Here is a 21,616-nt window from a genome sequence, read left to right as displayed (position 1 = left end):
CACAATGTAAATGATAAGTTTGCACACCGTGTTATGCTGAAACATTTTTTTGACAACCAGGTTACTTTCTGAAAAAGTAGACTACTTTACGATTCATATCTGGCATCAACAAAAAGTATATCAATTATGCCCCGAATTTTACTTGTACTTATCTTTATCGTTAGCGTTTTCCAATCAACTTATACTAACGCAGATTTCAGTGGTCACTCTTCAGCCAACCAATTCGATATCCAGCTCAATTATGACAGTTATACGGTATCTAATGGCCTATCTCAAAATACGGTTTCGAGCTTCGTTGAAGACAACTCGGGTTACATTTGGGTTGGGACAATTAATGGCTTAAACCGTTTTGATGGCAATGAGTTTAAGCAGTTTCATGCTGATTATAACTCACCTGGCTTACCCAGTTCATTTATTAGAAATTTACTTATTGATCAAAAAGGTAGATTAGTTATAGGAACAGATAAAGGTTTAGCTTATTTCGATCCCTACACTGAACATTTCAGTCTATCACCTCTTCAAAGCAATATAGGTAATAGAGCCATTTGGGCATTAAACAAATATAAAAATGAACTGTTTATTGGGCTAAATAATGAAGTATTAATTATTGATTCTGATCAAGAAAAAATCACCAAAAGAATATCATCTGACAAAATTAAAGAAGTGAAAAAAGTTGTAAAATCTGGAAATGACTATTTAATTAGAAATTATGACGGAACTATTTTTTCTTACTCAAATGGTAAGTTACTAACAATCACTCATAACACAAATGATTTGTCGAGTATCAATGGTACTCCAGTGATTACTAATAGTAGTGGACTATACACATTCACTTCAGATAAGAAACTTATTAAAATTAGTGATTTAAGTTTTGACAGCTTTGATAATCAACTTGAAAAACATGACCGTGATGATTTCATTGTCGCCACACATAAAAAAAGTATATATCGAATAGACAGTGAATTTAACATTTCTAAAATAGGAAATACGACTGCTAACATTAACAAAACCAACGCCATATATATAAACAACGCCAACACAAAAATATTTATTGCAAATTATGCAAATGGTTTTATTTTCGCATCGACTGTTAAAAACTTAGTAAAAAAAGTTGTGCCTGAACTGAAAGATATTTGGTCAATAATAAAAGATGATGATTACATTTACATTGGAACAAATTCAAATAAAATTTACAAACTAGATTTAAACTTAAAGATTATCGACACAATTGAGACCCCGTTAGTTACGGGGCCTAAATACCTAGCAACATTAAATGGCAACATTTATATTGGTTCAAAGCTTGGTTTGCAATTAATAACACCTAAAAAAGAAATAATTACCCTATCCAATGAACATATTACACATTTAAAACAATCAAACAATACAATTATTGCAGGAACATTTCTGGGAGAAATAAGACAATATGACAAAAACAACAACCTGATTAAAAGTATAAACTCCAACTTAAAATTTCCCATATATGACACAGCTGAAACAAAAGAATATTTCTGGGTTGCATCACAAACAGGTTTGTACTCAATTAAAAAAAGCACGAATTTAGTAGAATTGATTTATGACCACGATCTAGTCACGAGCCTAAACATTAAAAACACTAAACTATACTTTGGTACAAGGACATCTCTTGAAAGCATAGACTTACTAAGACCTAACCATGTCAGCCGTGAATTTAGTAACAATAAAGTCATATACTCAATTGAGCAGACAAATACATTGCTATTAACCGCATCTGTTTTTGAAATTAACATTTTAAGTTCAATAAACAAATCTCAAATAAGACTAAATGAAGATAATGGCGTACTAGGTGATTATAACATCAGTTCTTCATTAAAAGTTGGAGATAACATGTTATTTGGAGGAAGAGATGGACTCAGCCTCATTAACATGAACGAAATGGCTTCTGAATTAAATGAGCAGAAATCAATAAACACTAACTTCAAAGAACTATTATTATTTAATACTCCTGTTAAGGTTAATAACGGTATTTTAAAAACAACTATAAATACCCAACCAAAAATCAAACTAAAATACTCAGAATATCCTTTTTCAATTAAATTCAACTCAGTTGGTCGCACCTTCAAAACCACCGATTTTAAATACAAACTTAAAGGGCTTGATCAAGAATGGATACCTGCTCAAGGTGTCAATTCTGCAACGTATACGAACTTGTCACCTGGAGATTATATTTTCAGTATTTACGCAATTGATAAGTTAACAGGCCAAAAAGGGCGCGAACGCAATCTTGCTATCACAATTACCCCGCCTTGGTGGTTATCAATTCAAGCTAAGTTGGTGTATGCATTAATTACTTTAATTGTCATCTCATTAATTACTCGTTCAATTTTAAAACGACGCCAAATTCAGCGACTGGTGGCATTAAGTGAAGAACGACTAAAACTCTCACTTTGGGGAAGTGGCGATGAAATGTGGGATTGGGATATTGAATCTGGACAAATTTACCGTTCAAACATTTGGGGGACGCTAGATTTCCCTCGAGATGGACGCCGCTCTGGTAAAGACGGTGAAAAAAGCAACATTCATCCGCATGATCAACAACGCGTACAAAAAGCCCTCAATGACCATTTTAGTGGTTATACCGACCACTTTGAAATTGCGTATCGTGTCAAAGGACGTAACCATCAATGGAATTGGATTTTAGACCGCGCAAAAATTGTTGAAAGGGATCAAAAAGAATTACCTGTTCGTATGACAGGCACGATTAAAGACATCAATAAAATTAAACAGACTGAAGAACAGTTACGCCTTTTTGCTCGTGCAATTGAAAATATTTCAGAAGGCATGTTTATCTTAGATGAGCAATATCGCTTTGTAGAGGTCAATGATGCATGTTGTGAAATCAGCGCAAACTCACGTGAAAAGTTCAGTGGCGAGGTATTAACATTTAATCATTATCCTGAAGCGTATTCAGAACAAATTAGAGCATTATTAAGGCAACAGGGACGCTGGACTGGTGAAATAGAAGCACGACGAGGTGATGGATGCCAATTTTTAATGGCGCTCACCATTGATGCTATTTATGATGAACAAGGCGACACGAGCCACTATGTTGGGGTTTTTTCTGATATAACCCGTCGAAAACAACAAGAAGAAGAATTACGAAAACTCACTAACAACGATATTTTAACTGGTTTACCTAACCGCTCTAGTTTACAAGTGACCTTAAGTAATCTTGTGAAAAAGGATATTCACCATACATTAATGGTACTCGATGTTGATAATTTTAAACGAATTAACGACTCTCTAGGACATCAAGTAGGAGATGATTTACTGATTGGCGTCGCTGAGCGCATAAGAATGGTGATACCAAATGATGTCAGTCTTTATCGCTTAGGCGGTGATGAGTTTGCTTTACTCATTGACCAGACGCCTGATATTGGTTCATGTGCAGCCATAGCCGCTCGTGTCATCCAATCTTTAGCACCATCATTTAATATTAATAAAGAATCTTTAGTCCTTGGGATCAGTATTGGTATTGTGCTCTATCCAGAAGACGAACAAAGCGAACAAGCCCTGCTCAGGAAAGCAGATATAGCGATGTATCATGCAAAATCAGCCGGTGGCAACCGCTATCAATTTTATTCAGAATCATTAAACCAAAATGCACTTAAACAATTAGAAACTGAAAACTTAATCAGAGAAGCATTAAAAGATGATTTGTTCGAGGTTTATTACCAACCTAAAGTGGATATGAAAAATAACTGTTTAGCAGGAATGGAAGCATTGGTGAGATTAAACCATCCAGTTCAAGGCATTATTTCACCTAATAGCTTCATTCCACTTGCTGAAGAAAATGGTTTAATCGTTGAAATTGGCGATGTGGTTTTACGCAAAGCTTGTTTCGCTGCCAATAAATGGTTGGAAGAAGGGATATTTACCGGACGTGTGGCCGTCAATTTATCGTCACGTCAATTTGCACTTTCCGACTTAAAACAACGAATAGAGTCAATCTTACGTCTTACGAAACTACCCGCTAAGCACTTAGAGTTGGAAATTACTGAAGGAACTGTAATTAAAAACCCTGAAAACGCCATCAAAGTGATGCAACAACTGTCTAAAATGGGGGTTAGTTTAGCATTAGATGACTTTGGTACCGGTTATTCATCATTATCTTATTTAAAACGTTTCCCAATCAATTGTTTAAAAATTGATAAAAGCTTTGTTGATGATATCGACAAGTCTGACAGGGACTTGAAAATGGTTGATTCTATAATCACAATTGCCCATAACATGGGGCTTTCAGTCGTTGGCGAAGGCGTTGAACAAACTGCACAATTAAATATTTTAAAAGCATTAAACTGTGAAGAAATACAAGGTTATATCTTCAGTAAACCTATTCCTGAAAATGATTTTTCAGTCCTTTTATTATCCGATAGCGAGCAAAAGAAGTTGAAATCAACCAACAGTTAATTAAATTAATTTAATTAAAAAACAAACTTTGGCATAGCATCTGCATTATCTCTACCAGTTTACAAAAATAACGACTTCGTATTTAAAAATAACTGAGAGAGATAAAAAAATGATTAAAGGACTAATAGCCCTAACTGTAGCTGCTGCATTTACTCACCCTGTATATGCGTTTAATACAACTAATTCATTAAATGAATTATCAACTGCCGCATCATTACAACACGCCACAGCAGGTGTTATCTATTCAAATATTGAAACAGCCAGCATTCCAAACATTAAGCTAAACAACGCGCAAACAGCTAGCATTCCAAACATTAAGTTAAACAATGCGCAAACAGCCAGCATTCCAAACATTAAATTAAACAATGCACAAACAGCCAGCATTCCAAACATTAAGTTAAACAATGCGCAAACAGCCAGCATTCCAAACATTAAGTTAAACAATGCGCAAACAGCCAGCATTCCAAACATTAAGTTAAACAATGCGCAAACAGCCAGCATTCCAAACATTAAATTAAACAATGCACAAACGGCCAGCATTCCAAACATTAAATTAAACAATGCGCAAACAGCCAGCATTCCAAACATTAAGTTAAACAATGCGCAAACAGCCAGCATTCCAAACATTAAGTTAAACAATGCACAAACAGCCAGCATTCCAAACATTAAATTAAACAATGCACAAACGGCCAGCATTCCAAACATTAAATTAAACAATGCGCAAACAGCCAGCATTCCAAACATTAAATTAAACAATGCACAAACGGCCAGCATTCCAAACATTAAGTTAAACAATGCGCAAACAGCCAGCATTCCAAACATTAAGTTAAACAATGCGCAAACAGCCAGCATTCCAAACATTAAGTTAAACAATGCACAAACAGCCAGCATTCCAAACATTAAATTAGCCAACGCGCAAACAGCTTAAAGGTATAATCATGTTTAATTCATTAAAAGTAGCTCTTGGATTAGCAAAACCAGCAAGAAAACAGATTAAATTGCCTGAAGGCATTGAAAAGTTGGAAGTTGTCCCTGCTAAAGCTTGGTGGAAATGAATCTTAGCTAATTAAAGCAGATAAAAAAAAGAGCCTGAGGCTCTTTTTTTTATTTTATTTTGGCTGATTAAAACGTCATCCTGACAGCATGCTCTGAGCAGGACTTTCCTTGGGAGTAACGTTTATGGGTAGTAAATAACGGATAGACAAATGGCCCAAATATAAATCCCATCAACGCCCAACGTTTAACTGCTAACCCTTGACAGAAAGCGGTATTGCCGCAGATAAGACCACAGCAAAACCAACTCAGCATAACAATTATCCAACTGATATAATCCAAGACTGAAACCTCAAACCTCAAACCTCAAACTTCAAACCTCAAACTTCAAACTTCAAACTTCAAACTTCAAACTTCAAACTTCAAACTTCAAACTTCAAACTTCTTCAGGCAACGATGTATGCCGTACAGGCTACTTCGCCTTGTGTAAGGCAGCTATTCTAACCCTGATATTATCAAAAAACCGCTGTGCTTATTACACGCAATACACTTTATAGTGATACAACTGACCAAACATACACCAAATAATGACTAAAAACGAACATTAATCAGGCAAAAGACTTCCTTTATGATACAAAAAAACGGCAAATAATTGCCGTTTTTTGTGGTATCAGCTAATTTAATACCTAAGTATGAACCCTTTGCGTATTAAAAAAGCGAGTGAGTTAATTGACTGGGTAAAATTGATCCCCTTTTTCAGCCATCAATTTTAACGATTGCGCTGGCACAAAACGTTCACCATACATTGACTGATAACGCTCTAAGGTTTTAACCAGGTTAGCCGCACCTAATGCATCAATATATTTAAATGGTCCACCTAAGAATGGTGGGAAACCTATACCAAAAATGGCGCCAATGTCACCATCACGAGGACAAGCAATAATTCCCTCTTCTAAACAGCGTACGGCTTCATTAAGCATTTGAATCACACAACGTTCAGACACCGACTTAATCGGCTGATCTGATGAGGTTTGAATACCCAAAACCCTATACACTGATTCATCAACCAACTTCGATTTTTTCGCTTTTGCGCCATATTGGTAAAAGCCTTTACCGTTTTTACGGCCTTTACGATCATCCGCTAACAATTGGTCAAATGCTTTAGGTGCACTAAATCGTTCACCTAATTCTTTTTCAAGTATGGGTGAAATTTTAGCGCCAACATCAATCCCTACCTCATCGAGTAACGTCATCGGCCCCACAGGGAAACCAAACTTAACTAACGCTTTATCAAGGTGTTCAACACGCTGCCCCTCAAGCAACCATTGTGCAGCTTCATTCATGTATAAAGCTAAAATGCGGTTCACATAAAAACCTGCACCATCTTGAACAACAATCGGTGTTTTACCTTGTTGACGAGCAAATGCAACTGTCGTTGCAATGGTTTCAGGCGAAGTGGTTTTATGTGCAATAACTTCAACTAGCGGCATTTTCTCTACAGGGGAGAAATAATGTAATCCAATCACATTTTCAGGACGCTGCGCTGCCTCGGCAATTTGTCCAATAGGCAGTGACGAAGTATTGGAGGCGAAAATAGTGTTCTCAGCACATTCTCGTTCAATATCTTTCACCATTTGATGCTTAAGCTGTAAATCTTCAAATACTGCTTCAACGACTATATCAGCATCTTTTATGCCTTTATATTCAGTGGTGGTCGTCATTAGTGACATCAAGTTATCACGCACTGCAGGTGTCATATGACGGCGTTTAACGCCTTTTGCCAATAACTTATAGGCATAAGCCAAAGCATTACTTAACCCTTGCTCTGAGATATCTTTTACTCTTACAGGCACTTTAGCTTTCGTTGTGGTAACCGACGCAATACCGCCGCCCATGAGTCCGCCACCCAGTACCACCGCCTTATTAACCTTACGTGCAGTGGTGCCTTGTGCGCCCGTTTCTTTTTTCATTTCAGTTGTCGCAAAAAAGAGACTACGCAATGACTCAGACTCTTTTGACATAACTAACTCAGCAAAGTGACTCGCTTCTACTTCCAGTCCTTTAGTTAACCCTTTGTTTAGCCCTTGGCGAACACAATCAATGATCTTGTTTGGAGATGGGTAGTTACCTTGTGTTTTTTTAGCCACTTGTTTAGTGGCTTGATTAAACACAATATCGCGGGTGAAAGACGTTGACTCAAGTACTTTATTCACCAGGCTTGGTTTAACTTTTTTGGCCGCTCTTTTACCTTTTTTAGCTAACGCGACAGCGGTTTCTAATAAAATAGATGCTGGCACCATGTCATCAACTAAGCCCATTTTTAGCGCTTGCTTAGGGCGGATTTGTTTGCCCGTTAACATCATATCAAGTGCGGTTGTTACGCCCACTAAGCGCGGTAACCTTTGGGTTCCGCCGCCACCAGGTAGCAAACCAAGTTGCACCTCAGGTACACCTAAAATGGTTTTTTTGTCTTCAGTACAAACCCGTAAATGACACGCTAATGCTAACTCTAAGCCCCCACCTAAACAGGCTCCATGAATAGCAGCAACAACCGGAATAGATAAATTTTGTAGCTCATTAAAAACAACATGTCCCTGTTGAGATAACGTTTTAGCCGCTTCCACAGACGTACAAGCATCAAGCATACTAATGTCAGCGCCTGCAACAAAAGAATCCGCTTTACCAGAAATGATCACTAAGCCTTTAATTGAATTATCTTGTTTAATGTCTGCTAAGGTTTCACTGATCTCAGGCCCAAACTCAGCCTTTAAGGTATTCATGGTTTCGCCTGGTACATCCATCGTTAAAATAGCAATACCATCTTCACGGCGTGTTAATTGAAATGTTTTTTCCATGTGTTTTACTCCACTTCTACAATCATTGCTGCGCCTAAACCACCTGCTGCGCATGCTGTTGTTAACCCTGTACCACCACCACGACGCTTTAACTCATTACACAATTGAGTAATTAAACGCGCCCCTGTTGCAGCAAATGGATGACCATAGGCAAGTGAGCCGCCTAATACATTAAATTTGTCCATGTCAATTTCACCAATGGCGCGGCTGCGACCAAGGTTTTGTTGAGCAAACTTTTTAGAACCGAACATTTTCACATTAGCTAATGCCTGTGCAGCAAACGCCTCATGCATTTCAATTAAGGTTAAATCTTCTAATTCCATACCTGCACGCTTAAGTGCTAATGGAGAGGCGTAAGATGGGCCCATTAATAAGTCTTCCCAAACATCAATAGCAGTAAAAGCATAACTTTTAATATAACCAATAGGGTCATAGCCAAGTGATTTAGCTTTCGCTTCATTCATCAGCAAAATTGCGGATGCACCATCGGTTAATGGCGTACTGTTCGCGGCGGTAACACTGCCGTGTTTACGGTCAAAAACTGGACGCAATTTGGCATATGACTCAAGCACGGAGTTTTCTCGAATACAATTATCACGTTCCAAAAACTGCTTATAAGGCGGTACGTGCGCGGTCATTACCTCATTAGCCATTAAGCCTGCATTCCATGTTTGCGTAGCTAAGGTGTGAGAGCGATGCGCTAACGCATCTTGCTCAGCGCGCGTAATACCATGGGATTTTGCCATTTGCTCCGCCGTTTGCCCCATCGACAAACCAGTAGAAAATTCTGCAACAGCTGGCGGCACTGGTAATAAATCTTTTAATCCTAAACGACGAGCAATCGCCAGTTTTTGCCCTATTGTGCGCGCTTTAGTTAAATCCACTAATGCTCGGCCAAGCTTAGTTGAAACACCAATGGGTAACACCGATGAAGAATCCGCACCACCTGCTATGCCAACATCAATATTGCCAGTTAAAATAGACTCAGCCACATTAACCGTTGACTGGAAACTGGTCGCACATGCACGGGTAACACTATAAGCATCGGTCGCGACATCCATGCCGGTACCCAAAACGATTTCACGTGCAATATTTGGTGCCTTTGGCATTTGCACCACTTGACCATATACAAGCTGCTCAATCATTTTAGGGTCTAATTCTGAGCGTGACAGCAACTCATTAACGACCATTTTTCCCATATCAAGTGCCGAAACCCCATGAAATGCAGTGGCTTGTTTAGCAAATGGGGTCCGCAAACCTGCGACAATCGCAATCCGCTCCCCTCTTGCATTCGTAACTTGCTGTCTATCACTCATTGGTCACCCTCTTCTTTTTATAAGCTGTCATATGACAAGCTAGAAATATCCATTTCGCCCAACCTTCTGGTCAGACCATTAAAGTGTGATCTGATTCTAACTTTTTATTTACCAGTTTTAAACACCCGTTTACTCGCTCAAATAAATAAGCAGTTAAAATCTGTTAATCCTACTAGCCAAAACCTCATAGAATTCATAACATAAGTCATCTTTAACTGTGGTTCACATCACCTTAATTGAGAACATTAAATGCCTTTAAGTCGCTTCCATTCTTTAAGAGCTTATCTAGACAATGTTGTCTTAGGCCAACCGGTACTAACTGAAAACTTACTCATTGCATTAATTGCCGATGGTCACCTGCTTGTTGAAGGCCCACCAGGCTTAGCAAAAACACGTGCCGTAAAAGCGTTATGTGATGGCGTTGAAGGTGACTTTCACCGTATTCAATTTACGCCAGACTTATTGCCAGCAGATTTAACCGGTACTGATATTTATCGCCAGCAAACAGGTAACTTTGAATTCGAAGCCGGGCCGATATTTCATAACTTGATTCTCGCAGATGAAATCAACCGTGCCCCCGCTAAAGTACAGTCAGCCTTGCTAGAAGCCATGGCCGAAGGCCAAGTGACTGTAGGTAAAACAAGTTACCCATTACCCAATTTATTTTTAGTTATGGCCACACAAAACCCATTAGAAAACGAAGGAACCTATCCGCTGCCAGAAGCACAGTTAGATCGTTTTTTAATGCACTTAAATCTTGATTATCCAAGTGCAGCCACTGAATTTGAAATCTTGCGTCAATCACGTAAAGAAGCCATTACCCACAAATTGCCAACCGTAGAGCCTATCGCTCAAGCTGATATTTTTGCAGCACGCGAGCAAGCTTTAGACATATATTTGGCTGAACCATTAGAGAAGTACATTGTCGAAATTGTCATGGCGACGCGTAAGCCAGAGCGCTACAACGCAGAGCTGGCAACATGGTTAGAATACGGCGTGAGCCCACGCGCAACCATTTCACTTGAACGCTGCGCCCGTGCAAGAGCATGGCTGCATCAACGCGATTTTGTGTCGCCAGAAGACGTGCAAGCCGTTGCTGGTAATGTATTAAGACATCGCTTGTTACTGAGTTATCAAGCACAAGCACAAGGTGTTAACGCCGATCAGGTCGTTAACCATATTTTGAATTTGGTCGCGGTTCCTTAGCCATAATGAAAAACCACCCACAATTACCGTTATTTGCCGATGGTGTTAGCCTGAACGAACAAGAACTCATTGCTTGTCAGGCTATATCACGCGCAATACCCGACAGAAAATCACGCGCAAGAGCTGCCCTATCTGGGCATCGTAACAGCCAGATTAAAGGCCGCGGGATGGAATTTGCCGAAGTCAGACACTATCAAAATGGCGATGACATTCGCACCATTGATTGGCGTGTCACCGCCAGAACCGGCGTTGCTCATACCAAGTTATTTGTCGAAGAACGTGAACGACCTATTTTGTTACTGGTCGACTTAAGCCACAGCTTATATTTTGGTTCTCAATTATTGCTGCAATCAGTGCAAGCATGCCACTTAGCAGCCACATTAGGTTGGAATGCCATTGGCCATAGTGACCGCCTTGGCGCGTTAATTGCCAGCGAAACATCGCATTTAGAATTAAAGCCACGCAGTCGCCGCGACGGAATATTGCAGCTCACCTCTGGGCTGATTAAGGTCCACCAGCAGCAGTTGCAGCAATTTGAAGGGTTAAAAAAAGATCCCAACCACTTATTTAAAGCTTGTCAGCGCTTACAACGTATTGCCAAGCCGGGTTCATTAGTGTGGATTATTACTGACGGTCAGCATTTCAACCAACAGTGCCTTGCGCCATTATCTGAGCTAACAAGACGTTGTGATGTTGGCGCATTTGTTATCACCGACCCCATTCGTCAAGGCACTGCGACCTTACCGAAACACTTTTCCTTACCGGTAAAAGACGGTGCTAAAAAAATGCTGTTAACCCGTAAAAGCTACGATGCATGGTTAACTAGCCAACGCACACAGCAACAGGTATTTATCGAGTTAATGAATCAATTAAAAGTCAATCCACGCTTTATTGACTCAGCAACACCATTAAGTCAACAACTGGAAATATTACGTTAATGACCCCCCCTGCATCGCCACTTGCCAATATGCAAGATATTCAATTGCCTCCAGAGGTTCACGCTTGGCCTATTACGCTGGGTTATTGGCTTATTTTATTGGTTGTTATCTGCACTATTATCGCTATCACGTTATACCTGAAAAAAAAGCGTAAACAACACGGTGCAAGAAAAGCTGGCTTAAGCCTTTTTGAAGCGTTAGACCCACATAGCGACAACTTTGCCACCGAAGTGAACCAACTTTTAAAACGCGTTGCCATGAGCTACTTGCCACGTAATAGCATTGCGGCATTAGATGGTGAACCTTGGGGGAAGTGGCTCGATTTACGTTTGCCAAAACAACAGCAAGGTCAAATTGGTTTACTACTCATCAAGCGTCACCAACAAGCGAATTTAACCCAAGCGGAGCAACAACAATTAGCCTTATTAGCAAATAGCTGGCTTAAAAGTCGCACTCCATTTCCTGCTATTACCTCAGAGGACAGCGCATGTTAACTTTTGCTTGGATTTGGCTATTAGTGTTATTACCATTGCCTTTTTTAATGGCTAAAAAACCTCAACGCCAACAATCTGGCCACTTGCCCATGCCAGGTATTGAAGGCAACAATTTTGTTGAAGAGCAACAAAAACACACAAAAACCTCTCTTTTCACCTGGGTAATGTGGTTGTTATTGGTATTAGCGGTCAGTCGCCCGCAATGGTTAGGTGAGCCAATTGAAATACCCGCCAGCGGCCGCGACTTAATGGTTGCAGTTGATTTATCTGGCAGTATGCAAATTGAAGACATGAAAGTGGATGATAAAACGGTTGATCGTTTTACCCTTATTCAACACGTTTTAGGTGACTTTATTGAGCGGCGAAAAGGCGATCGTATCGGGCTAATTTTATTTGCCGACCACGCTTATTTACAAGCGCCAATGACACAAGATAGACGCTCTGTCGCCCAATTTTTACGTGATGCACAAATCGGCTTGGTCGGTAAACAAACTGCCATCGGTGAAGCCATTGCACTTACCGTTAAACGCTTTGAAAAAGTAAAAAAAAGTAACCGTGTTTTAGTATTGCTTACCGACGGTTCAAACAACGCCGGTAATATTGACCCTACAACCGCAGCTAAAATTGCCGCCAAGCGCAACATCACCATTTATACGGTCGGCGTTGGTGCAGAAGTACTTGAACGTAAAACATTATTTGGTACTGAAAAAGTCAACCCTTCATTTGACCTAGATGAATCTGAATTGATTAAACTTGCCCAAATGACTCACGGTAAATATTTCCGCGCTAGAAACTCACAAGAACTTGATAACATCTATAAAGAAATTGATAAGTTAGAACCTGTCAGTAGAGACAATTTAAGTTATCGCCCTAAAATGGAACTCTTTTATTGGCCGTTAGGATTAATGTTACTGCTGAGTTTTTGGTTGGCATTAAAGCCATTTATATTCGAACAACTGCTACCTAGAATCTCGCCTAAAAGAAATAGTACAAAGTCCATGACATCTAACGACACCCTAACAAAAGGGGAAATGAAATGATCCATTTTATTCGCCCCGAATGGCTCTGGGCATTGGTGCCTGCCATCATATTTTTTAGCCTCATTGCTAAACATCATAAAAGTCAGTCGGCGTGGGACAATTACATCGCACCACATTTGAGTAAAATACTCATCGGCCAGCAGCAAAGTGTCACCAAGCAACCTAAATGGGTCATCTTACTGTGCTGGATTATTGCCGTGCTCGCATTGTCTGGGCCAGCTCTGCAAAAGCAACCTTTACCTGTTTTTGCTAAAGATCAAGGCCGAGTGATCATTGTTGATATGTCGCTCTCTATGTACGCAAGCGATCTCACTCCTAACCGTTTATCGCATCTACGCTTTAAAGCCACTGACTTAGTCAATGCACTAAAAGAAGGTGACACTGGTTTAATCGCCTATGCAGGAGATGCGTTCGTAATTAGCCCATTAACCCAAGATAAAGGCACCATTTTAAATCTATTGCCGACATTGTCTCCTGACATTATGCCCGTAAGAGGCTCTAATTTAGCCTCGGCACTTGAGCAGGCTCAAAAACTTCTTAAGCAAGGTGGTCATCAAACTGGCGATATTATTGTATTAAGTGATGGCTTATCAGATGAGCAATTCAATCAAGCAGCAAAAACACTTGCTGATCCCTTTAGACTCAGTGTCATGGCCATTGGTACTGAGCAAGGCTCACCAATAAAATTACCTAACGGCCAATTTTTACGTGACAATAAAAATGACGTTGTGGTAGCAAAAACCAACATGAGTTTATTTGATAAATTAACCAAGCAACATCACGGTATTGTGGTGCCAATTCAAGCCGATGGTTCTGATATCAATACCATCACCACATGGTTAGACACTTCAGGTAAATCGAGTAAAACCGCTTTCACTAGCGAAACATGGCACGATTTAGGCCCATATATCGCCCTATTTCTATTATTGCCGTTGTTATTAAATTTCCGTTATAAACTGCTGCAATGTGTTGCGCCTATTCCGCTGGTAATATTACTGGCAATGTCAGTGCTACCCAGTCCAGCGGCACAAGCCAATACTTGGGACGATTTATGGCGCACCGGTGACCAACAAGGCAAACAAGCCTTTGAGAAACAGCAGTTTAAAGATGCTGCCAGTAAGTTTACCTCGCCACAATGGCAAGCTAGCGCCCAATATAAAGCCGGTAATTATAAGCAAGCATTGCCACTTTACGAGCAAGACAAAAGTGCTAACGGCTTATATAACCAAGCCAATACCCTAATGCAATTAGGCAAATACCAACAAGCTGCTGACCGCTACAACCAAGCGTTAAAGCAACAAACTGACTTCCCTCAAGCACAACAAAACTTAGCGTTAGCAAAGTCGTTATTAGCACAACAGAAAAAACAGCAACAAAACAAAAATCAGTCAGATAAAAAAGACCAAGGCAATAAGTCAAATAAAGGCGATAAGTCGAAAAAGGACCCTCAATCACAACAAGGTCAACAGCAATCTAAAGACGGAAAAGGCCAACAACAATCAGGCGATAAAAAACAATCTCAAGATAACCAAGGTAAGTCAGGACAACAGCCGCAAAATCAACAAAAACAGCAGCAAAACAACTCGGCTAATAACCACTCTGATAAGCAGCAACATCAAGGTGACAAGCAAGATAGTCAAAAAAATCAATCACAGTCGCAAGCGCCTAACGACAAAAAGCCTGCTAATGCTGAGCCACAATCAACACCAAAACAGCAACAATCGGCAGCAACACAAGGTGAACATTCCCCTAAAAAACCTGATAACGAAGCCCAAATGCAAGCCAATAGCGCACAACAGGCAGCAAACAAGCAAAAAGCGACTGCAAAAGATAAAGCGCAAGCACCAGCCGCTAACCCCAAACCTGTAAATGGGCAACAGGCAAAAGATAACCAACCGCCTGCAGCAGCTTCAAGCGTCAGTCCTGCAGAGAAAGAGACACAAGCAATGCCAATTGAAATGGAACGCGCCTTGCGTGCCGTCAGTGAAGACCCACAAGTATTAATTCGCAATAAAATGCAACTTGAATATCAAAAACGTCGCCAAAACGGCCAGTTACCAAAGGATAAACAACAGTGGTAATACGAACTTTATTAAGCTTATTGTTATTAGCTATCACCTCAACGCTTAGTGCCAATGCCTTAGCTGTCACTAAAGTGCAAGCCAGTGTCGATAGAAACCCCGCTGTCGTTGGCGATTACTTTGTATTAACCGTCACCGCTGATGATGATTTACAAGCTGGCGCGTTTGACCCTTCTATTTTATTAAAAAGCTTTATTGTTAATCGCACTAGCGTTGGCCGTAGCACCCAAATCATTAATTTTAAGTCAACGAAAGAAACCCGTTGGCAAGTCATATTGTCGCCAAAAAAAGCTGGCAATATCACCATTCCCGCTTTTACTATTGATGGCGTTAGCTCAAACCCAATTCAGTTAGTGGCAGCACCTGCCGGCACTAAGGCCGATAAAGAGCAAGACGTCTTTATACAAGGCAAAGCCAACTTTACCAGCGCGTTTGTTGGCCAGTTAATTACTTATAAAGTGAAATTATTCTTAGCAGCCGATCTACAACGTGGCGCCATCAACTCCCCGGTCGTCGACGGCGCACAAGTGAAACAATTTGGTGAAGACATTGATTCTTCAGAAATCGTCAATGGCAGACGTTTTCGAGTAATTGAACGCACCTATGGCATTATTGCCGACAAACCAGGCCCGTTAGCGATTAAAGGCGCTAACTTTTCTGGTGACATTTTGGTGGAGTCGTCCACTCGCGGCAGCATGTTTGGTTTTAATGAAAGCCGCCCCATGCAAAGCCAGGCTGAAGATATTCAAATAGACATCAAACCAATACCTGCAAGCTATCAAGGTGACTGGTTAGTGGCAGATATTGCCGTGCTTCATGAAAAGTGGCCAAGCGAGCAAACATATAAAGTGGGCAGTCCTATTACTCGCACCTTAACCCTAACACTTACCGGCAGTGACGATAGCAGCATTCCTGAAATTGCCATGCCATTACCTGATGGCTTAAAAGCCTACCCAGAAAAACCTGATCGCAACTCATTTGTAAGACAAGGCCAAGTGGTATCGCAATACACTATCACCACTGCAATTGTGCCAACTCAAGCAGGCGAATTCACGCTGCCAGAAATTCGTGTGCCTTGGTGGAATCCGCGCACAAATAAGCAAGAATTTGCCAGCTTACCTGCCCGCACGATTACCGTTATTGCTGATGCCAATGCCGCAACAATGACACCGTCAATCACGCAATCTGCCAAAGCGCCTTTGCAAACTCATGCTGGATTTTGGCCATGGCTTAGCGCCGTGTTTGCACTATTGTGGCTAATATCGACATTTTTATGGTTAAACGCACGCCGTGCGTCTGCGCCGGTCATTGCCACTGCAAGTGCTAGGCCGCAAAACCTTAGTTCGTTAGCCAGCCTAAGTGACGCTTGTGAACAACAAGATGTCAGTCGTATCTTATTGTGTTTACAACGCCATTTTAGCCAGCAAATGAATCAATCGATGACCCTTGGGGAAATTGGGGCGTTATCGATTGAGCTCAAGAGCATGATCGCTACCTTACAAGCATCACAGTACAGCGCTCAGGTCACATCCATTAACAGTCAAGATATTTTGAACACCGTTAAAAATGTACAGCTTGCGCAAACTCAGGTTAAGCAAGAGCCGATAGTCCCATTAAACCCATAACATTTCATTTATTTTACTTGCTATTAACCTGACAGCTTTTAAGCTATCGAACATGATTAACAAAAAAAGTTAAAAAATGTTCGATAGCCTGCGTAAGAAAAAGTCAGACCCCACGGTCTTATCTGACATGCTAAGTAAACAAAGACGATACGATAGCCTTGTCAGGGCACTTCACACCGACATTTTCCGTTATGCCTATTGGCTTTGCGGCGACAAGCAGGTAGCAGAAGACATCACCCAAGAAACGTTTTTACGCGCGTGGCGCGCTTTAGATTCATTAAAAGATGATAAAGCCGCCAAATCTTGGTTGATAACCATATTGCGCCGTGAAAATGCCCGCCGCTTTGAGCGCAAACAGTTCGATTACTCTGACGTAGAGCAAGAGCATCTTGAAGATGTTTTCTCAAGTAGCACTGAAGATCAAACCGAGCAATATTGGCTGCGCAAGCAAATTGCTCATCTGGACATTGAATACCGTGAGCCATTATTGTTGCAATTAATTGGTGGATTTAGTGGTGATGAAATTGCCCAGATGCTGTCGCTTAATCGTAATACTGTCATGACCCGTTTATTTCGAGCACGTAACCAATTAAAAGATGCATTAGAAAAGACATCAACGCGAGGTCAAGCCAATGGATGATTTAAAATTTCGTCGTCACGCTTATGCTGATCCCAATGATCAATCTGTTGAATTTATTGAACACCTTGCTACGCACCCGCAAGATGCGAAACGAGTAAACGAATTAAAAGCATTCGATGAGCAAATTAATGCCGCATTAAATGTCGATGTGCCTAACGACCTAGCTGACAAACTCTTGCTACGTCAACAATTAACCGTGCATCAAGCCCATAAAAAACGCACCCGGTATTTGGTCACAATGGCAGCATCTATTGCCTTTGTTGTCGGGATAAGCTTCAGTTTATTGCAGCTGACACCAGTTAACTTATCGCAACAGGCTATTGCGCATATGAACCACGAACCTAAAGCATTAATGTCAGATAAAGACATCAATTATCAAGACATCAACTTTAAGTTAGCCAGCATTGCAGGCTTAAAACAAAATAAATTTATTAACCAACCAGGGCGCGTGTTTTACACCACTTATTGTGATTTCCAAGGTGTAAAATCGTTGCACCTCGTCATGGAAGATGAACACGGTAAAAAGGTCACGTTATTTATTGTGCCAGCAGAAACAAGAATGCACCTTGATGCGCAATTTGCTGATGAAAAGTACAAAGGCAAAGGTTTTGAATCTTCCGATGCTTATATGTTGTTAGTTGGCGAGCCCGACAGCGACCTAGAGTTTGTTCAGCATGAAATAGAGCACACGTTCATTTAACTTGTCATTGTTCGTCTCTACAAAACAGCCACTGCCTGCAGTGGCTGTTTTGGTTTATATCACTGTTACACACAAAAGTGTGAAGTAGCGCAAACTTCTGCTAGCATGTTGTCCCAAATAATAACAACCTGGACACGTTATGGAAATTCAAGCGCCTATTATTATCACTTTTATTGGATACCTCGCCCTGATGATTGGGATAGGCCTGTGGGCTTATCGAAAAACAGATACCGTTGACGACTATATTCTTGGCGGCAGAAAAATGGGGCCAGGGGTCACGGCATTAAGTGTTGGCGCATCAGATATGTCTGGTTGGCTATTATTGGGTTTACCAGGTGCCGTGTATTTAGGCGGTTTAGGTGAAGCCTGGATTGGATTTGGCTTAATCTTTGGCGCATGGTTAAACTGGCTATTTGTCGCTAAACGCCTGCGTATTTACACTGAAATGGCCGATAATGCCCTCACTCTACCCGACTTCTTTGAAAATAGGTTTCACGACAAACAAGGTATTCTCAAAGTAGTTGCAGCAGTGACCATCTTATTATTCTTTACCTTTTATACCTCATCGGGCATGGTCGGTGGTGCTATTTTATTTGAAAAGGTTTTTGGCCTAGATTATACCCTTGCATTACTTATAGGTTCAGTGATCATTGTCTCTTATACCTTTGTCGGTGGTTTCTTTGCCGTTAGTTGGACCGATTTTTTCCAAGGCTGTTTAATGTTAGTGGCGTTATTAATTGTCCCTGTGGCCATTTTGAGTAAACCAGACATCCAAACCGACTTCCAACAACTCGACCCAGCCATGCTCAGTTTTGTCAGTGAAGAAATGACCATCATTGGCTTAGTGTCATTATTAGCATGGGGCTTAGGTTATTTCGGCCAGCCACATATTTTATCGCGCTTTATGGCGATTGGCAGTCCAAAAGACATTCCACTGTCACGCCGTATTGCCATGAGCTGGATGGGCGTATCACTTATCGGTGCATTAGCCACCGGTATTGCTGGCATGGTGTATTTTGCCGATATGCCATTAGCCAATTCAGAAACCGTATTCATCCACCTTTCTCACGCCGCCTTTAACCCGTGGATTGGCGGCATTCTGATAGCGGCTATCTTATCCGCGATTATGAGTACCATTGATTCACAGTTATTGGTTTGCTCAAGCGTGATAACAGAAGATGTTTATCGTAAATGGATAAAGCCTAATGCCACCAATAAAGAATTAATGCTGATGGGACGTTTAGGTGTGGTTGCCATTGCCATTATTGCAGTCGTGATAGCCCTTAACCCTCAAAGCAGTGTCTTAGGATTAGTCAGTTATGCATGGGCAGGTTTTGGCGCAGCATTTGGCCCAGTAGTGCTATTAAGCCTATTTTGGCAGCAATATAGCCGTAATGGTGCAATTGCCACCATTATTGTTGGCGCACTCACCGTCGTAGTCTGGAAACAGCTAAGTGGCGGATTATTTGAGCTTTATGAAATTGTACCCGGATTCATTCTTGCCAGTTTAGCGGGGGGGATTGTCAGCAAGCTATCGATTGTCGACCCTAAGACCATCGAGTCATTCAACCAGTTTAACCTTTCATTAAAATCTTAATCTTTCTCTTTTGGATTTCAAGACAAATAACAGCTATTAAGTTTTCTACTAACTAGCTGTTATTTATTGAATTTAGAGTAAATACACTACTCCAACAAGCCGACTTTATGCATTTATTTTTTATATTTGCGTACTGCCAACTTTACATTTACACAACATCAGTTCGAATTTTAACAATCTTATAAGTTGTCGTTTTAAAAACAATTTTAATCAACTTTAAAACTAACTGTTATATTTTGAGCATTAAAACCACTTTAATTAACTGAAATTTAACAAAAATAACAACTGGTCGGAGTTGCGTCGCATCTCATGATTGCCATAAGATGCGGCCAATTATAAAAAAGTGCACTTCTGTAGCAACCAGCTGCACTGCGCACAATAAATCGATGAGACTTAAGATGACTAAATTCAATAAGACGCTTCTTGCTACGGCAATGACCTTAATCAGCACGCAATCTTTGGCGGCAGGTTTCCAATTAAATAGTCAATCAGCCACCGGTATTGGCCGTGCAATGGCTGGTGATGCCATTATTGCAGACAATGCCTCTGTGCTTTCTCGCAACCCGGCCGCAATGGCATTATTTAAAGACACGGCGATTTCTGTTGGCGCAGCTTATGCTGATGTTAGCGTTAAAGTCAGCGATGTGAGTTTTGCCGATGGTGCTGTTGATTTAGGCGGTGTTGATGATGCAGCTGAAGCTAAGTTTATCCCTAACTTTTACTATATTAACCCAATCAACGACAGATTAGCCTTTGGTGTTGCGGCATTTAGTAATTACGGCACCGGGACTGATTTAACTGAACTGAGCGAAAATGCAGCAGCGCCATATGATTTATTAGGTAACACCGAAGTGGTTACCATGAACTTAAATGCCAGCATGTCATACCGTATCAACGACCAATTAAGCTTGGGTTTAGGTGTTGATGTCATCGAAGGTTCAGGTAAATTAGCTCGTTCACTACCAGAAGCTGCTGGCGGAATCAAACTGGTTGATGTTGATGCTAATGGCTGGGCTGTTGGTGGGATTGTCGGTTTAGCGTATGAATTTAATGCTGATAACCGTATTGGCCTAAGTTACCGTTTAAGTCCAAAAATGAAAGCAAGCGGTGATATTAATATTAATAGTAATCCAGCTACACCAGCCGAAAGCTTTGATGAAATCAACATCCCAATTGCCGATATTGCTCAACTTGCTGGTTTTCATCAGTTAACTGACCAATTCGCGATTCACTACACCGCACAGTGGACACAATGGAGCACTTTCGACAATATTTCTGTTACTGACGGCTCAGCTGGAACAACAGATCAAGTCATCAAACACTATAACTGGAAAGATTCTTGGTTCTTAAGTTTAGGTGCAACATACAATGTGAATGACAACTGGACACTTCGCGCCGGTATTGCTAGCGATGACGGTGTTGTCGGTGAAATGTCTTCATTATCAATCCCAGATTCTGATCGCATGTGGTACTCAGCAGGTGTGAGTTATCAATTTAGCAAGCATTCAACTATCGACTTTGGTTACACCAGTGTTGTGGGTGAAAAAGTACACGTAGTCGAAGACAGTCAAATTGTAGGTCCAGTAAGTGCCTATACTAAGTCAGGCGCAAACTACTTTGCACTGCAATACAACTACCAGTTTTAATATATAAAGTAGGTTAATCCCTACATTGTTATGAACACA

14 protein-coding genes are annotated in these 21,616 nt (G+C 40.7%); 12 read left to right on the top strand and 2 right to left on the bottom strand.

Annotated features, from left to right (window positions below):
• The first annotated feature begins 126 nt into the window (after window positions 1-126).
• Window positions 127-4,446, top strand: coding sequence for an EAL domain-containing protein (locus G3R48_RS05660; RefSeq protein ID WP_194823848.1), 4,320 nt, complete (start codon window positions 127-129; stop codon window positions 4,444-4,446).
• A gap of 109 nt (window positions 4,447-4,555) precedes the next feature.
• Window positions 4,556-5,374, top strand: coding sequence for a hypothetical protein (locus tag G3R48_RS05655; RefSeq protein WP_153662383.1), 819 nt, complete (start codon window positions 4,556-4,558; stop codon window positions 5,372-5,374).
• Window positions 5,375-6,164: 790 nt separating this feature from the next.
• Here the strand turns inward: G3R48_RS05655 and fadJ are convergent.
• On the bottom strand, window positions 6,165-8,294 hold the full coding sequence (gene fadJ / locus G3R48_RS05650) for a fatty acid oxidation complex subunit alpha FadJ (RefSeq protein WP_153662385.1): 2,130 nt from the start codon (window positions 8,292-8,294) through the stop codon (window positions 6,165-6,167).
• A 5-nt stretch (window positions 8,295-8,299) separates the two neighbouring features.
• Window positions 8,300-9,610 (bottom strand): acetyl-CoA C-acyltransferase FadI, encoded by a 1,311-nt coding sequence (gene fadI, locus G3R48_RS05645; protein WP_153662387.1) that lies wholly within the window; start codon window positions 9,608-9,610, stop codon window positions 8,300-8,302.
• Between the two features lie 249 nt (window positions 9,611-9,859).
• Here fadI and G3R48_RS05640 point away from each other — a divergent pair, with 249 nt between their 5' ends.
• The 10 genes from G3R48_RS05640 to G3R48_RS05595 all read left to right on the top strand — a co-directional run bounded on the left by G3R48_RS05640 (window position 9,860) and on the right by G3R48_RS05595 (window position 21,577).
• Window positions 9,860-10,816 (top strand): AAA family ATPase, encoded by a 957-nt coding sequence (locus tag G3R48_RS05640; protein WP_153662389.1) that lies wholly within the window; start codon window positions 9,860-9,862, stop codon window positions 10,814-10,816.
• Window positions 10,817-10,821: 5 nt separating this feature from the next.
• Entirely contained in the window at window positions 10,822-11,754 is a 933-nt protein-coding gene (locus tag G3R48_RS05635) for a DUF58 domain-containing protein (protein ID WP_153662391.1), read from the top strand.
• Window positions 11,754-12,248: a DUF4381 domain-containing protein gene (locus G3R48_RS05630; protein ID WP_153662393.1), complete on the top strand. Its 495-nt coding sequence runs from the start codon at window positions 11,754-11,756 to the stop codon at window positions 12,246-12,248. The genes G3R48_RS05635 and G3R48_RS05630 overlap by 1 nt, the downstream gene beginning before the upstream one ends.
• On the top strand, window positions 12,242-13,288 hold the full coding sequence (locus tag G3R48_RS05625) for a vWA domain-containing protein (protein ID WP_153662395.1): 1,047 nt from the start codon (window positions 12,242-12,244) through the stop codon (window positions 13,286-13,288). Before G3R48_RS05630 ends, G3R48_RS05625 begins: the two co-directional genes overlap by 7 nt.
• Window positions 13,285-15,369 carry a VWA domain-containing protein gene (locus G3R48_RS05620; protein ID WP_153662397.1) on the top strand — a complete coding sequence of 695 codons (2,085 nt, stop codon included), beginning with the start codon at window positions 13,285-13,287 and terminating at the stop codon, window positions 15,367-15,369. The genes G3R48_RS05625 and G3R48_RS05620 overlap by 4 nt, the downstream gene beginning before the upstream one ends.
• Window positions 15,363-16,994, top strand: a complete 1,632-nt coding sequence (locus tag G3R48_RS05615; protein ID WP_212593233.1) for a BatD family protein — start codon at window positions 15,363-15,365, stop codon at window positions 16,992-16,994. Before G3R48_RS05620 ends, G3R48_RS05615 begins: the two co-directional genes overlap by 7 nt.
• Window positions 16,995-17,070: 76 nt before the next feature.
• Window positions 17,071-17,634, top strand: a complete 564-nt coding sequence (locus tag G3R48_RS05610; RefSeq protein ID WP_153662399.1) for a sigma-70 family RNA polymerase sigma factor — start codon at window positions 17,071-17,073, stop codon at window positions 17,632-17,634.
• Window positions 17,627-18,334 carry a DUF3379 domain-containing protein gene (locus tag G3R48_RS05605; protein WP_153662401.1) on the top strand — a complete coding sequence of 236 codons (708 nt, stop codon included), beginning with the start codon at window positions 17,627-17,629 and terminating at the stop codon, window positions 18,332-18,334. Before G3R48_RS05610 ends, G3R48_RS05605 begins: the two co-directional genes overlap by 8 nt.
• 139 nt (window positions 18,335-18,473) lie before the next feature.
• Window positions 18,474-19,931 carry a sodium/proline symporter PutP gene (gene putP / locus G3R48_RS05600; protein ID WP_153662403.1) on the top strand — a complete coding sequence of 486 codons (1,458 nt, stop codon included), beginning with the start codon at window positions 18,474-18,476 and terminating at the stop codon, window positions 19,929-19,931.
• 398 nt (window positions 19,932-20,329) lie between these two features.
• The gene (locus G3R48_RS05595) at window positions 20,330-21,577 is read left to right on the top strand and encodes an OmpP1/FadL family transporter (RefSeq protein ID WP_153662405.1); all 1,248 of its coding nucleotides are present in this window, start codon (window positions 20,330-20,332) and stop codon (window positions 21,575-21,577) included.
• The last annotated feature ends 39 nt before the right edge of the window (window positions 21,578-21,616 follow it).

It is taken from the genome of Shewanella intestini (assembly GCF_018221465.1).
GTDB classification, from domain to species: Bacteria; Pseudomonadota; Gammaproteobacteria; order Enterobacterales; family Shewanellaceae; genus Shewanella; species Shewanella intestini.
This window is presented reverse-complemented; position numbering and strand designations above follow the sequence as displayed.